This window comes from Streptomyces sp. NBC_00988, from assembly GCF_045162645.1.
In the GTDB taxonomy this organism is placed as follows: Bacteria; Actinomycetota; Actinomycetes; order Streptomycetales; family Streptomycetaceae; genus Streptomyces.
This window is the reverse complement of sequence record NZ_CP108730.1, coordinates 9,546,285-9,559,735: the sequence shown is the minus strand read 5'-3', so window position 1 is coordinate 9,559,735 and position 13,451 is coordinate 9,546,285. Positions and strand designations below refer to the sequence as shown.

General features: G+C 70.4%; 13 protein-coding genes and 2 pseudogenes. 5 read left to right on the top strand and 10 right to left on the bottom strand.

The features are described from left to right. Positions 1-49 precede the first annotated feature (49 nt). Positions 50-1,468: a hypothetical protein gene (locus OG496_RS43325; protein WP_405974750.1), complete on the top strand. Its 1,419-nt coding sequence runs from the start codon at positions 50-52 to the stop codon at positions 1,466-1,468. Positions 1,469-1,641: 173 nt separating this feature from the next. On the opposite strand, the gene OG496_RS43320 is transcribed toward OG496_RS43325, so the two are convergent. From OG496_RS43320 to OG496_RS43305, 4 genes are all read right to left on the bottom strand, one after another. Further along, the gene (locus OG496_RS43320; RefSeq protein ID WP_019070523.1) at positions 1,642-1,875 is read right to left on the bottom strand and encodes a hypothetical protein; all 234 of its coding nucleotides are present in this window, start codon (positions 1,873-1,875) and stop codon (positions 1,642-1,644) included. Continuing rightward, positions 1,872-2,168, bottom strand: a complete 297-nt coding sequence (locus OG496_RS43315; RefSeq protein ID WP_329552173.1) for a hypothetical protein — start codon at positions 2,166-2,168, stop codon at positions 1,872-1,874. The genes OG496_RS43320 and OG496_RS43315 overlap by 4 nt, the downstream gene beginning before the upstream one ends. Before the next feature lie 186 nt (positions 2,169-2,354). Then, complete coding sequence (locus OG496_RS43310; protein WP_329552174.1) at positions 2,355-2,624, bottom strand: hypothetical protein; 270 nt, start codon at positions 2,622-2,624, stop codon at positions 2,355-2,357. 895 nt (positions 2,625-3,519) lie between these two features. Further along, positions 3,520-4,269 carry a DUF4118 domain-containing protein gene (locus tag OG496_RS43305; RefSeq protein WP_405974749.1) on the bottom strand — a complete coding sequence of 250 codons (750 nt, stop codon included), beginning with the start codon at positions 4,267-4,269 and terminating at the stop codon, positions 3,520-3,522. Positions 4,270-4,843: 574 nt separating this feature from the next. On the opposite strand from OG496_RS43305, the gene OG496_RS43300 reads away from it, so the two are divergent. The 3 genes from OG496_RS43300 to OG496_RS43290 all read left to right on the top strand — a co-directional run bounded on the left by OG496_RS43300 (position 4,844) and on the right by OG496_RS43290 (position 8,364). Continuing rightward, positions 4,844-6,535, top strand: coding sequence for a chloride channel protein (locus OG496_RS43300; RefSeq protein ID WP_405976821.1), 1,692 nt, complete (start codon positions 4,844-4,846; stop codon positions 6,533-6,535). A gap of 197 nt (positions 6,536-6,732) precedes the next feature. After that, positions 6,733-7,506, top strand: a complete 774-nt coding sequence (locus tag OG496_RS43295) for a DUF4142 domain-containing protein (protein WP_405974748.1) — start codon at positions 6,733-6,735, stop codon at positions 7,504-7,506. Positions 7,507-7,623: 117 nt separating this feature from the next. Then, positions 7,624-8,364 (top strand): DUF4142 domain-containing protein, encoded by a 741-nt coding sequence (locus tag OG496_RS43290; protein ID WP_405974747.1) that lies wholly within the window; start codon positions 7,624-7,626, stop codon positions 8,362-8,364. Here OG496_RS43290 and OG496_RS43285 read toward each other — a convergent pair whose 3' ends face one another. Both OG496_RS43285 and OG496_RS43280 read right to left on the bottom strand, forming a co-directional pair. Continuing rightward, positions 8,365-8,709, bottom strand: a complete 345-nt coding sequence (locus OG496_RS43285) for a hypothetical protein (RefSeq protein ID WP_405974746.1) — start codon at positions 8,707-8,709, stop codon at positions 8,365-8,367. A gap of 599 nt (positions 8,710-9,308) precedes the next feature. Further along, the gene (locus OG496_RS43280; RefSeq protein ID WP_405974745.1) at positions 9,309-9,845 is read right to left on the bottom strand and encodes a MarR family winged helix-turn-helix transcriptional regulator; all 537 of its coding nucleotides are present in this window, start codon (positions 9,843-9,845) and stop codon (positions 9,309-9,311) included. 124 nt (positions 9,846-9,969) lie between these two features. Here OG496_RS43280 and OG496_RS43275 point away from each other — a divergent pair. After that, positions 9,970-10,212 (top strand): annotated as a pseudogene (locus tag OG496_RS43275) (nitroreductase family deazaflavin-dependent oxidoreductase); the annotation flags it as partial. Between the two features lie 632 nt (positions 10,213-10,844). On the opposite strand, the pseudogene OG496_RS43270 reads toward OG496_RS43275, so the two are convergent. The 4 genes and pseudogenes from OG496_RS43270 to OG496_RS43255 all read right to left on the bottom strand — a co-directional run. Beyond that, positions 10,845-11,045: pseudogene (locus OG496_RS43270) on the bottom strand (transposase family protein); the annotation flags it as partial. Between the two features lie 164 nt (positions 11,046-11,209). Next, positions 11,210-11,473 carry a hypothetical protein gene (locus OG496_RS43265; protein ID WP_405974744.1) on the bottom strand — a complete coding sequence of 88 codons (264 nt, stop codon included), beginning with the start codon at positions 11,471-11,473 and terminating at the stop codon, positions 11,210-11,212. Positions 11,474-11,725: 252 nt separating this feature from the next. Then, positions 11,726-12,961 carry a cation:proton antiporter gene (locus OG496_RS43260; protein ID WP_405974743.1) on the bottom strand — a complete coding sequence of 412 codons (1,236 nt, stop codon included), beginning with the start codon at positions 12,959-12,961 and terminating at the stop codon, positions 11,726-11,728. 4 nt (positions 12,962-12,965) lie between these two features. Next, positions 12,966-13,451, bottom strand: a complete 486-nt coding sequence (locus OG496_RS43255) for a cation:proton antiporter regulatory subunit (RefSeq protein ID WP_405969972.1) — start codon at positions 13,449-13,451, stop codon at positions 12,966-12,968.

Sequence of the window (13,451 nt, the reverse complement as noted above, 5' to 3'; positions counted from 1 at the left end):
CCACTCCAGCGGCGGCTCCGGCGGGCACACCTCGGCCTAGCGTGTCGGTGTGAACCGCGATCTTCTCCGCGACCGTCCCCGTACCCGTCCCGATGACCGTCCCCGTGACGTTCCGGGCGACCGCCGACGCGACCTCGTCCGCGACCTGGCCGCAGCCCTCGCCGCAGCCCTGCTCGTCCTGGTGGCCGTCCTGGTCGGCACCGCCATCCAGCACCGTGACCATTCGCTCTTCGTCGCCTGGCCACCCGTCTTCGCCCAGTGGGAACCCCACGTCGGCCCCGGCACCCCGGCGGCACTCGCCGTCGCGGTCGCCGTCGTCGCCTACGGTCCCGGCCTCGCCGCCCGACTGCCCTGGCGAGCGCTGCTGCTCACCGCCTGGGGCACCGCAATGGCCTGGACGTTCTCCCTGGCCCTGGTCGACGGCTGGCAGCGCGGCATCGCCAGTCGGCTGACGACCACGAACGAATACCTCACGGTCATCGACCGCTTCCACGACATCCCCGCCACCCTGCGCGACTTCACCCACCACATCCTCAGCCACTCCCCCGCCCCCTGGCCCGCGCACATCGCCGGGCATCCCCCGGCGGCCACCGTCACCTTCGTCCTCCTCGACCGGATCGGCCTCGGCGGCGGAGCCTGGGCGGGCATCTGGTGCATCACCGTCGGGGCGACCGCCGCCACCGCGGTCCTCGTCACCGTGCGCGTGCTCGCCGGTGAGCAACTCGCCCGCCGTGCCGCGCCGTTCATGGTCCTGGCCCCGGCCGCCGTCTGGATGGGCACCTCGGCCGACGGCTACTTCGCAGCGGTCGCCGCCTGGTCCGTCGCCTTCCTCGCCCTCGCGGTCACCGGCCACCGGCCACGCACGGCCGGCCTCGCCGCCGGGCTCCTCTTCGGCCTCACCGCGTATCTCTCCTACGGCTTGACGCTGTTCGCGGTCATCGCGGGCGCCGCACTGCTGCTCGGCCACCGACGGCTCGCCCCTCTCCCCTACGTGGTCGCCGGCCTCACCGTCGTACCACTGGTGTTCACGCTGCTGGGCTTCAACTGGTGGGAGGCTTACCACCTGTTGATCACCCGCTACTACGAAGGCGTCGGCGGGACCCGGCCGTACAGCTACTGGGTGTGGGCGAACCTGGCCTGCACGGCGCTCATTGTGGGACCGGCGACGGTCGCGGGGCTGCGGCGGGCGGGCGCCGCTCCCGTACGTCCCGAACTCCGGGACCTACGGGGCGGTTTCCGAACCGCCGCACCCCAACCCAGGCTCGCCCTGCTCGTGTTCGCCGTGCTCCTCGCCCTCCTCGTCGCCGACCTCTCCGGCATGAGCAAGGCGGAAACGGAACGCATCTGGCTGCCGTTCGCGATGTGGCTGCTCCCCGCCTGCGCGTTCCTTCCCCGGCCCCGCGCCTGGCTCGCCGCACAGGCCGTGCTGGCCCTGCTCATCAATCACCTGCTGCTGACGGGCTGGTGACAGTGAGCCGGGCAAGCTCGGCAGGCTGTGCAGGGCGGTCGTCGCGCGCTTCACCACTCCGCCCCTCGTCACCGGTGACTCAGCCGACCGCCCCTGGCAGGCGTACGGGCCCTGGGAGTCGAGCAGTAACGCCTTTGGTGGGTGGCGTCGTCATGGATCCGTGGTCGGCGTCTTCACGTCGGGCGGCTGGTGTCGTGCGGCGATGCCGCTGAGTCGGCCCGCCGACGCCGCCGCAGCCAGTCGCCGACTTCCCCGATGGCGACGAGAAAGGCGGACGAGGCCGTGCACTGGGCGAGTGAGGCGGGTTGGTCGAGCATCGCACCCAGGGACCAGAGGATTACGGCGATCAGCATCCACCAGACGACGAGCGAGACGGCAAGGCGCCGCAGGCTTTGCCGGCCGGTCACGTGGTGGCGTTCCTGGTTCGGCGTGGGGCAAGGGCTGCGTACGTGCAGCCCACCGCAGCCACGACACCTGCGGCTGCCGTAGCGACCAGGATGATCAACGACGGAGCGTCGGCCAGGCGCGGGATCGCGTTGAGGGGGGCGACGGAGTAAAGAGCGAGAAGGGCCCAGCCACGCGGGCGCATGGGAGCCAGCCAGTACCGCAGATGACGGGGTATCCGGCCAGTGACCAGGGCCAGCCCGGCCGGGAGCAACGTGAGCGAGAAGAAGACGAGACCGGTCCAGTGCAAATTCATGGGTGCGAGGGCTCCTGTGGTGGGCGGGACAGGGTCAGGCAAGGCGTACGGTGCAGGCCACAACGGCGTCAGCAGCCGACGTGGCGTGGCCGGGACAGGCCACCCGACGCCTCGTCCGAACGACGCGTCGGGACTGCCACAAGGCCACCACGTGCCGACAGCGCAGGACCAGGGTCCTAGTCATGGTCATGGGCGACGCCTGCCGCCGTGGACCAGATGAGCGGTGAGCGCCCCGATGAGCAGGCCCCAGGCGAGAGAAGCGGGGCCGGCCTGGTTCCAACCGAGCAGGATGACGGCACCCAACACCGTCGTTCCGGCGACCACAGCCTGGCGGTTGGCGACAAAGGCCCACTGTTCGCGGGCGCTGCCCGGGCGCTGCAGCTCGCCGAGCGCTGCTCTGATCACCAGTGCGGCAGCCAAGATCGCGGGTGCCAGGAGGGAGGTGTCGGCGGCCATCAGCCGGACCTCCCGTCATACCGGTCCGCCCGCGCGGAGGTTGGAGGTACCTGCTCGTATGCATCCGGTATGCCGTCAGCTTCCGCGTGGGTGTATTCCTCCTCGTGCCCGCACGGGTAGAGGCGGGCGTGTCCGCGCAGGAGCGGCGCCGAAAGGAGGGCGGAGGCCAGAGAGGCGAGGAGAACAGTGGCCTTGCCGTGCTCACCCCGCGCGGCCTGGGGCAGGCCGGTTCCCCGAGGACGAGTTCTCGTTTGAACTCGACTCCGGCGACCGGAAACAACGCGGTCAGCAATCCGCCTGCCAGCCGATGGCCGCAGCCAGGCCGAGCCGGAAGCCCGATACACCGAAGCGGACGTCGCGTATCGGCTCATCCGCACTGCGCAAGGACCTGTTCCCCCCGTACCCGAGCCGTCGCTACGGCGACCGGCAGCACCAGGCCGCCGGCTCTGTCCGTACGCGAGGCGCGAGAGACGGCCAGCCGCTCGCGGGGAGACGACAACGCCCAGCAACAGCGGGCACGAACGCGCAGTGGCCATGGCAGCAAAGCCTCCGGGACATCGGCGACATCGGGCACACGGCCCCTTCACGCCGACCAGACTTCCCGGCACACCTCGCATCACTTGACGCGTTCTTTGCACACTATCGCCGGCAGCCCTTCGTGCCCAGCCCGCGCCCGCCACCGACCGCTCTGCGGTATCGGCACAGGGAGCCTGGGGCTGGGGCCCACGGGGACCATGAGGCAGGTGCCTCGCGCCGGTCGGACGGCCTGACGGGTCGTGATCGTCACGCCGCAGCACGGCTCGAAGGCTGCCCGAGAGACCCAGGATGAAGCACCATGTACAGACAGCGGGCTCGCGTCGGCCGTACCCTGCCGGCGGCCGGGGCGTGCAGGTGGTCAGCGGTCGAGCACCGGTCCTGCGGTGTCCAGCGCGGCGCCGACATGGTCGGCCAGGCTCACGGCCACGAGACGTGCCTGCAGAGGTGGCGGCGGCGTGCCTGGCTCCGGCTGCATCATGAACCGGCCGATGTAGCGGCCTCCGACCGAGGCGCGCAGTTCGATCTCCTCACCGGGCCAGCCGTCCTTGTCCAGGTCCCAGTGGGCCCGGGCGACGGTCAGCATGCCGTCCTGTTCCAGACGGGGGTGCCTGCCCAGCAGTGTCCCGTGTTCGAAGCGGCAGCCACGCAGTCCCAGGATCTCGACGAGTTGCAGTCGTACCTGGTCCACGACGGCATACGGCGAGGCTCCGGCCTGGACCATGTTCGCCGTCTCGTGGATCCGCGCCAGATGACCCGCGTCGGTGATGGTGACCAGCTTCAAGGTGCGGGCGTGGGCGGCCAGTTGGGAGACGGCCACGCCCACCGCCAGCAGCAGGAGCGTGGTGATGATGTCGTCGCTGTCGGAGATGGTGAACCGCTGGTAGGGACGGGTGAGGAAGAAGTCGAACCACGCGGCCGCCGACAGCGCGGTCACCACCCCGGCCGTCCGGCTGCCCAGCGCGGCGACCGCGACGACGACCACCACGAGGATCAGCGCCAGGTTCGCGGACGTCATACGAGAGCGGACCGGAGCCAGAGCGAGGGCGACGACGAACGGAGCCAGCAGGGCGGCTGCCAGGGCGATCCGGTCGCGCAGGGCGATCCGCATGATCCACCACCTCACGGAAGCGAGGGGCGGCCCATGCCCGAAGAGGCCGCCCATACGGGCGCGACGCGTCACTGCGCCGACGAGGCAAGAATCCCTCTGCCGCTCTCTCCCGGCCAGCGCCGCGCACGATCTTGACGGACTTCTGACGCCGCTCGCCCGAGGCCATCAGGCGACCGGGAATCCTGACGCGCCCCTACCCCTTGAACGACGGGCATTTTGAGGTGACAACGCGAGTGGCGTGCCAGGAAGAGGCCGCGCCATGCGCTGCGACCTCACACGGCTGCCGCCGACAGCTCCGGTGCGGGTCGACGGTCCGACCCACCCGCGCCGACGTGGGCTGACCGCCCACAGAGAGGACGGTGCTACACGCTCGGCGTTCCCCGGCAGAGCACCACCCGGCTCACCCCTGTGACGTGCACCCTTGACTCGTTTTGCATAATGCAAAGGTATGGAAGGGGAAGCGATGAGTGCCATTCCGGCAGCAAGGGACGAGCAGCACGTGCCCAGCACCGCACCGAGGGGTCTCCCGCCAACACCGAGGATCGCGGGACTGCGTACCGCCCCTTGGGGTCTGATGGCCCTGGCCGTCGTGGTGGGCGCCGGAGCCGGAGCGGGCTCAGTGGTCTTCCGCTGGTGCATCAAGACGTTCACCCGCCTGTTCTCCGGCCATGCCGACTACGCGGCAGCCCCCGGCGCGAGCAATCCGCACGTGCCGTGGCTGGGCCCGTACTTCGTACTCCTGGCGCCGGCGGTAGGTGGTCTGCTGTACGGGCCGCTGGTGAACCGGTTCGCCAAGGAGGCACGCGGGCACGGGGTGCCCGAGGTGATGCTGGCCGTCGCCCAGCGCGGCGGGCGGATCAGCCCCAAGGTCGCCGTCGTCAAGACTCTCGCCTCCGCTCTGTGCATCGGCTCGGGTGGTTCGGTGGGCCGGGAGGGGCCGATCGTGCAGATCGGCTCGGCGCTCGGCTCCACCCTGGGCCGGGTGACGAACGTGACCGAGGGCCGGATGAAGCTGCTGGTCGCATGTGGCGCGGCGGCCGGCATCGCGGCCACCTTCAACGCACCGCTGGCCGGCGTGTTCTTCGCCATGGAGCTGATCCTGGGCACCTTCACCGCGGAGGCGTTCGGTGCCACCGTGCTGGCCAGCGTGACCGCGAGCGTCATCGGACGGGCCGCGTTCGGCAACGCCGCCTTCCTGAGCCTCCCCGACTTCCACGTCGACCACCTCGCCCAGTACGGTCTGTTCGCCGCGCTCGGCGTCGGCGCCGCCGTGGTGGGGGTGGGCTTCTCGCGGTTCCTGTATCTGATCGAGGACGCCTGCGACCGGGTCTGGCGCGGCCCGGAATGGCTGCGCCCGGCCGCCGGCGGGCTGGCCCTCGGCCTGCTCCTGCTGGCCCTGCCGCAGATGTACGGTGTCGGCTACCCCGTGCTGCAGAAGGCGACCGAGGGCGGTTATCCAGTCGGCTTCCTGCTCCTGTTGCTGACGGGCAAGATGCTCGCGACCAGCCTCACGATCGGGATCGGCGGCTCCGGCGGGGTCTTCGCCCCCAGCCTGTTCATCGGGGCGATGCTCGGCTCGGCGTACGGCATCGGTGTCCACCACCTGCTGCCCCACTCCGCCGGCGCGGTCGGCGCGTACGCACTGGTCGGCATGGGTGCCGTGTTCGCCGGCGCGGCCCGGGCTCCGATCACTGCCGTGGTGATCCTCTTCGAGCTGACGGGCGAGTATTCGATCATCCTGCCGCTGATGCTGGCGATCGTGCTGGCCACCGCCACCAGCCGGCTGCTGTCCCACGACACGATCTACACGCTCAAGCTGCGCCGTCGCGGCATCGATCTGGAGGGCCCCGCATCCGGCGCCCGGCTCGGTGGGCAGCGGGTCGCCGACGTCATGGAACCGCTGCCCTCGGCCCTGCCCGCCACCATCGAACTCGGCGACGCGGCCGACCTGTTGAGTTTCTCCGGCCATGGCGCACTGCCCGTGCAGGACGCCTCGGGACGCTACCTCGGCATGGTCACCGCCCAGGCGGTCGCCGAGGCGTTGGCCGAGCAGCCGGACGGAGCGCCCACACAGGTCGGCGAACTCGCCGAACCGCCGGCCTCCGTCACGGCCGAAGAGCCGTTGGCCACGGCCCTGCACCACCTGGTGTCCGCGAGCGGCACGGGCGTGCCGGTCCTGGAGGGGGAGAAGGGCGAACCTGTCGGCTGGCTCAGCCACCAGAGCGCGCTGCGCGCCCTGCACTCGACAGCCCCGGCCACCGCGTAGCCGACCGCTCGCGGCTGCCGTTTCCCCGGCCCGCCCCCAGCACTCCGGTGATTGCTTTCGGTCACGGCGTCGGGCATCCATGGCTCCCGGACCCACCAAGAGCTTGGCATAGTGCAACCTTTACCTGGAGCAAGGGTTCTCTTTCCGTTGCAGGCCCGTACCTGCCGACGTACCCGCTGTCCGCTCCAGGAGGCACGATGCCCATCTCGCGCAGCACGCTCGGAACCGTCTTCGTGGGCGGCGCCCTGAGCGTCACGCTCGCCGCCCTGGCCTACCCGAGCATGCTCGGCGTCCAGAACGTGTCGACCAACCCGGCGCGCGTGATCGCCAACACCCAGTGGGGTCCGCTCACCGAGGCCGACCGCAACTTCGTGGTCTTCGTGCGCTCCGCCGGACTGTGGGAGGGCCCCTCCGGGGACCTGGCCATGAAGAAGGGGACGACCGCGGCCGTGCGCGAGGCAGGCCGACACCTGGTCATCGGGCACGCCGCACTCGACGCCTCCTGCCGGAAGATCGCCCCCGAGCTGAACATCACCATCCCCAACCAGCCCACCCCACAACAGCAGGGCTTCCTGGCGACGTTCCAGTCGGACACGGGCAAGCAGTTCGACACCGACTTCGCCAACACCCTGCGCATCACCCACGGCTCGATCTTCAACACCATCGCCAAGATCCGTTCCACCACCAAGAACACCCTCGTGCGCGCACTGGCCGACCAGGCCAACGACGTGGTGCTGGACCACATCACCCAGATGGAGAAGACCGGGCTGGTCAACTTCGACCAGGTCAACTTCCAGGAGACGACCCCGCCGAAGCTGCCCGCCAGCCAGGTCACACCACCGGTGCCGCAACCGGGGGCACCCATGGTCACCCTCACCGTGCCTCCCGGACTGCCGACCGCCGGAGTACCGACCGGCCCGGCGGACCCTGCCGCGACACCCTCACCGTCCGCCTCCCCCACCACCGGATGACCCCGCTCATGTGACGCACACCACTCGGCAGCATGCAAAATTTACCTAGAGCAATGATCGGATGCTCCGGCCTGTCCGTACCCCCTGGCATACGAGCCGCTCACACCTGGAGGCCGCATGCCCCTCTCCCGCAACATGGCAGGAACCGTCTTCGTCGTCGGCGCCCTGGGCGTGCCCCTCAGCGCCCTCGCCTACCCCGCGATGCTCGGCGTGCAGAACACCTCAGGCAACCCCTCACGCATCATCGCCAACACCCGCTACGGTCCGCTCACCGAGGCCGACCGCGACTTCGTCGTCAAGGTCCGCTCCGCCGGGCTGTGGGAGTACCCCCTGGGCGAACTGGCGCTGAAGAAGGGTTCCACGGAGGAGATGCGGGAAGCGGGCCGGCACCTGATCGTCGGTCACTCCGGCCTCGACGAGCTGTGCCGCAAGATCGCGCCCGAACTGAACATCACCCTGCCCAACCAGGCCAGCCCTCAGCAGCAGCAGTTCGTGGCAACCTCGGCGGCCCAGTCGGGCACACAGTTCGACTCCACCGCCGCCAACATCATGCGCGTCACCCACGGCCAGATCTTCCCGGCCATCGCCAAGATCCGCGCCACCACCACGAACACCATGGTCCGCGCGCTAGCCGACCTTGCCAACGACACCGTCCTGGACCACATCACCGTGCTGGAGAAGACCGGCGTGGTCAACTTCGACCAGGTCAACTTCCAGCAGAGCACCCCGCCCAAACTCCCCAAGGACCAGGTCACCCCGCCCCCGCCGCAGGCCGGCGCGCCCCTCGTCGCCCTCACCCCCCGCCCCGACCTGAACGTCAACACCACCTCGCCCATACCCAGCCCCACAGCCGGATGATCAACGATCTGAGGTAACGCCCCGCCCGGGAGACTCCAAGGCGATGGAAGGCACGCAGAGCCGGTAGGAGCGGACGACGGCGATCACGCTCTCGGCCACGAGGGAGACGGCCCACGGGGCCAGGTCACGCAGCGCTCCCGCCATCCCGGCGCCTGCTTCCATTCCGCGCGGGGCCACGTGCCCCTGGGGGTCGTAGACGACGGTGAGTGCGTCTCCTGGACGGGTCGCCTGCCCGCACCCGCGCCAGATGCGCACCGTGAGCGGCGAACCGTCCCGGCGAGCCACCGCGCAGAGGTAACGGCCACGTCCACCAACCGCGGCCCGGCTGCTCTCGATCGACGTCACCACCGCGGGCTGCACCCGTCCGTCCGCGTTCCGCCAGTACTACGCCCGCGGCAGCCTGGGGCGCCTGGAGGGCGAGGCACATGCCGAGCAGCTCCACGATGCCGAGCAGTGCGCGTCCGGCCCCCACCACGGACAGGGCGAGGGCGAGGGCACATACGAGGCCCGCCTCACCGCCGACAAGGGTGGACCTCCCCGTCCAGGCTCCGGAGAGCGTCGTACCGGTGATCGCAGCGGCACCGAGGACTCCCGCAAGGAGCCCTTCGCCGACCAGCCGGCGGGGCGGCGCCCCGAAAAACTCCGCGGGCCCCACACCGACGTACGCAGGTGCGCCGTGAGGTGCGACTCGGCAGGAGTCCTGAGCCAGCGCCATCCGCGCATACCCGTGCACCACCTGCGTCGTTCCCGGTCCGTCAGCGACCGCCTATGGTGCCGCCGCGGTGGCGCAACCGCCCTGCCTCTGACCGGACACATCCGCCCGGCACCCGTTGCCGGAATCCGGCAGCCGAGCGCCTCGCTCGCCATTTCCTTGCGTTATGCAAAAAATGTCGGGCACAGAGAAGGGCCGACCGCTCGAAAACGAGCGGCTCATCCGCAAACCGTCACACCTCGTGCGCCAGCGCGCCGTCCACGACCCAGCCGAGCGGGTGCGGCTCCAGGTCGTCCGCGGCGGGTGCAGGGGGCTCTCCGCCCGCCTCATTGAAGGCGTTGAGGGCTTCGATGAGCGCCAGCCGCTCTGTTGGCCGGAGCCGTGCGACGACGGCGGCGATCTCGGTACGGCGCCGGGCGGTGACGTCCTCGACCGTGCGCCGACCCTCCTCGGTGAGCTGCAACATCGTTTCGCGACGGTTGCCGGGGTTGGTCTGCCGGTCGGCGAGACCTGCGGCGATCAGCCGGTCGACCATGCGCATGGCGGTCGAGGGTGCCACCTGGAGCAGTTCGGCGAGCGCGACCAGTTTGGTGGCACCCCGGGTGGAAAGCACGACCAGCATCCGGAACTGGGGCAGGGTCACCCCTTCCTCGACGGCGGCGAGCGAGCGGGCGGAGACCGCCACCAGCAGCCGGGATGCGGTCAGTACCGCCCGGGTGACCTCGTCGACATCATCCATGGCCCCCGCTGGGGTCTCTCGCTCCGGCATGTGTCCTTTCTACCGTGCCGAAGTCGCTGCTCACTCACGTGATGGGAACAGATTTTCCTTCCCCATGACCGTGGTAGCGCAGCAAGAGCATCGCGGCGTCGTCGTGCAGTGGCCCGGCGGCTGCGCTGAGCCGAAGACCGTCATCCAGGTCGGCAACCGCCACAGCGCCGTCACGGCACACTTCCTCACGCCGGACGACGGCGCCGAGATCATGGCTGGCGACGCGCAACGGCACCCCCGAACCGCCCAACGCCTGTGCACGTTCATGGGGTTGCCCAGCGACGGCAGCGAGGCTGGCTTCCGAGAGGCCGGCGGGAGCATCCCCTTCGTGCGCCTGGACGCCGACACCGATCCCCGACTGGCCTGACCCACGGTGCGCTCATCGCCGTGCCGGGAGACCGGACACGGCCAAGCGCCCCGGGATCGGCCCGGGGCGCTGTTCCACGGCAGCCGCTTCCCATACCGCGGCGGCACCCTCTCGGGTGCCGAACAAGACCAGAGTCGCGCATGACACGGCCGGGGCGGCAGCATGCGCCCGCCACGTCAGAGTCTCGTAAGACGCAGGCACCTTCAGGAGAGTGGCGGCAGCGCGGCCGGGCCGAGACCTTCCCGAAGCGCTGGCGAACAGATTTTGCACTGTTCAAGACTCATATCGGGGGCCGAGCCGACGGCCGACAAGCACCCGGCGCCCAGGAGTGACCGGCATTTGTCAGGGGTTTGGGTGGCACACCGGCCGTCGGCCGCCCCGCCATGCAGCCGCGCAGGGCGTGGACATCGCCTTCCGCGGAACCCTCGACCGGCCCTCGGTGAGCCAGTGAGCCGCCTCCAGAAGGAGACGAGGGGCAGCGGCCGATGAAGCACCGAAATGCGGCATCACAGAGGGTGGGGGCGACAATGGGGAGCCGTGCAGCCTGAAGTCGCTGGTCACAGGGTTGGTGTACGTAGGAATCGGGATGCTCGCGCTGGTCGTCGGCCGGTGACTTTGGTGAAGATCGTCGGTCATCGGGCGACTTCGCGGTTCGTGAGGACCAGCAGGGCCCGGACCAGGGCAGTCGACCAGGCGGGGTCGGTGCGTACCTTGCCGAGGACGCACCAGTTCTTGAGATGGGCGAAGCCGTGCTCCACGGGTGCCCGGACGGCCGCCAGTACCGTGTTGGACAGCTTCTGACCTCGCGTCAGGGACCGGTTCCGGACGGCCTTGTCATCACAGCGCCCCGGAATCGGACCGGGTCGGCGACCAACAGCCGTGCCGCAGGGACACCTTGCCCCTCGTACCAAGATCCTTGACAGTAGCCCGAGCCCGAGAACGCCAGCGGGGCTCCCCGCCCACAAGAACGGGAAGCCCCACCTGCCTGCTGCGCCGGTCAACCGGCCATGGCCGCCACGACCAGCGCAACAGCCGCACCGCACAGCAGCACCACAAGCGGCCATGCCGGCCAGCAACGCCCGGTACGCCTGCGCCGCAGCACCAGCCACAGCGCACACGCCGCCACGAACACGACCGTCACACCGTTCAGCTCTCCGTCCCGCCACGCCACCCGCACGGCGCCAGGGTCAGCACCCCATACAAGGAGCGCAACGAGGACACCCACGGTCAGCGCACACACCGCTTCCAGCAGCCTGCTCATACGGTGCCCTTCTTCTCCGGCGTCTCCGTCAGGTCAGTGCGCGGGCGGAACGGATGGCTCGACCTCGACGGTCTCCGTCTTGTGGCCTTCTACGTCCATGCTGGTGGACCGCACGCGGGCTTCTTCGCACGGGACACCCGGGGCGACTCCCCGACCCGGTCCGAGACGCGGCTCCGCCACACCCTCTCGCGCGGACCCAAGTGAGATCCGGACCGCACTCGTACGGGGCCAGGGCGCCGGCCTCCTTGCGTCCTAGCCCACCTCGTACGGCTCCTCGGCAGTGCTCTCCCTGGTGCCTCCCGTGTCCGCCGCAACGGCGGTCTTGTCGCGCCTGCGCCCGGTCAGGCGGGTGGCCAGGGGCTCGGTGTAGCGGGCGGTGAGCGGGCCGACGATGACCAGGATCAGCACGTACGCCGTGGCCAGGGGGCCCAGGGAGGGTTCGATGCCGGAGGTGACGGCGAGTCCGGCGATGACGATGGAGAACTCGCCCCGGGCGACCAGCGTGCCGCCCGCCCGCCAGCGGCCCTTCGCCGAGATCCCCGCGCGCCGAGCGGCCCAGTACCCCGTGGCGATCTTCGTGCCCGCGGTGACCACCGCCAGGGCCAGTGCGGGCAGCAGGACCGGCGGGATGCTCGCCGGGTCGGTGTGCAGGCCGAAGAAGACGAAGAACACGGCGGCGAACAGGTCCCGCAGCGGGGAGAGGAGGTTGTGCGCGCCCTCCGCGGCCTCTCCGGACAGGGCGATGCCGACCAGGAACGCGCCCACGGCGGCGGAGACCTGGAGCTGCTGGGCGAGACCGGCGACCAGCAGGGTCAGGCCCAGGACGACCAGCAGCAGCTTCTCCGGGTCGTCACTGGAGACGAAACGGGAGATGTGGCGGCCGTAGCGGACCGCGACGAGCAGGACGAGTGCCGCGGCGCCGAGGGCGACGGCCAGGGTGAGGCTGCCGGCCGCGAGGCCCGTGCCGGCCAGCAGGGCGGTGATGATCGGGAGGTAGACGGCCATGGAGAGGTCTTCCAGGACCAGGACGCTGAGGATGACGGGGGTCTCGCGGTTGCCGAGGCGGCCCAGGTCTCCGAGGACCTTGGCGATGACCCCGGAGGAGGAGATCCAGGTGACCCCGGCCAGCACCACGGCGGCGACCGGTCCCCAGCCGAGCAGCAGTGCCATGGCGGCACCGGGCAGGGCGTTGAGGGCGGCGTCGACGAGACCGGCCGTGTACTGGGTCTTGAGGTTGGAGACGAGATCGCTGGCCGAGTACTCCAGGCCGAGCATCAACAGCAGCAGGATGACGCCGATCTCGGCGCCGATGGCGACGAACTCCTCGCTCGTGCCCAGCGGCAGCAGCCCGCCCTCGCCGAAGGCCAGCCCGGCCAGCAGATAGAGCGGTATCGGGGAGAACTGGAAGCGCGCGGCGAACCGGCCCAGCAGTCCCAGGGCCAGGATGATCGCGCCGAACTCGATCAGGAACCTCGCGGACGAATGCACCGGTTCACTCCCGCCCGAGTATCGCCGCGGCCGACTCGACGCCCTCGCGCGTGCCGATCACGATCAGGGTGTCCCCGCCGGCCAGCCGGAAGTCCGGCGTGGGAGACGGCACGGCCTCGGCCCGGCGCAGTACGGCCACGATCGAGACGCCGGTCTCGGTGCGCATCCGGGTCTCCCCCAGCACGCGGCCGTTCCAGTGCGAGAGCGCCGACAGCTGGACGCGCTCCGCGACCAGCCCCAGTTCGGTCGTGGACAGCAGATTCGGGCTGTGGTGCGAGGGCAGCAGGGCGTCGATGAGCGCCGTCGTCTCCCCCGCGGTCAGCCGCACCGACAGGGCGCAGGCGTCCGGGTCGTCCGTGCGGTACGCGTTCAGCGTGCGCTCGCCGTCCCGGTGCGCGACCACCGAGACACGACGCTGCTCACGCGTCGTCAGGTCGTACCGGACACCGATCCCTGGCAACGGCGTACTGCTCACGCGTGGGGTACCCAT

What these genes read in the sequence shown, in the direction of transcription:
- OG496_RS43280 (WP_405974745.1), bottom strand. Translation starts at nt 9,845, where the DNA reads ATGCCGGAGCGAGAGACCCCAGCGGGGGCCATGGATGATGTCGACGAG.
- OG496_RS43265 (WP_405974744.1), bottom strand. Translation starts at nt 11,473, where the DNA reads ATGAGCAGGCTGCTGGAAGCGGTGTGTGCGCTGACCGTGGGTGTCCTC.
- OG496_RS43255 (WP_405969972.1), bottom strand. Translation starts at nt 13,451, where the DNA reads ATGGGTACCCCACGCGTGAGCAGTACGCCGTTGCCAGGGATCGGTGTC.
- OG496_RS43305 (WP_405974749.1), bottom strand. Translation starts at nt 4,269, where the DNA reads ATGCGGATCGCCCTGCGCGACCGGATCGCCCTGGCAGCCGCCCTGCTG.
- OG496_RS43315 (WP_329552173.1), bottom strand. Translation starts at nt 2,168, where the DNA reads ATGAATTTGCACTGGACCGGTCTCGTCTTCTTCTCGCTCACGTTGCTC.
- OG496_RS43290 (WP_405974747.1), top strand. Translation starts at nt 7,624, where the DNA reads ATGCCCCTCTCCCGCAACATGGCAGGAACCGTCTTCGTCGTCGGCGCC.
- OG496_RS43300 (WP_405976821.1), top strand. Translation starts at nt 4,844, where the DNA reads ATGGCCCTGGCCGTCGTGGTGGGCGCCGGAGCCGGAGCGGGCTCAGTG.
- OG496_RS43295 (WP_405974748.1), top strand. Translation starts at nt 6,733, where the DNA reads ATGCCCATCTCGCGCAGCACGCTCGGAACCGTCTTCGTGGGCGGCGCC.
- OG496_RS43310 (WP_329552174.1), bottom strand. Translation starts at nt 2,624, where the DNA reads ATGGCCGCCGACACCTCCCTCCTGGCACCCGCGATCTTGGCTGCCGCA.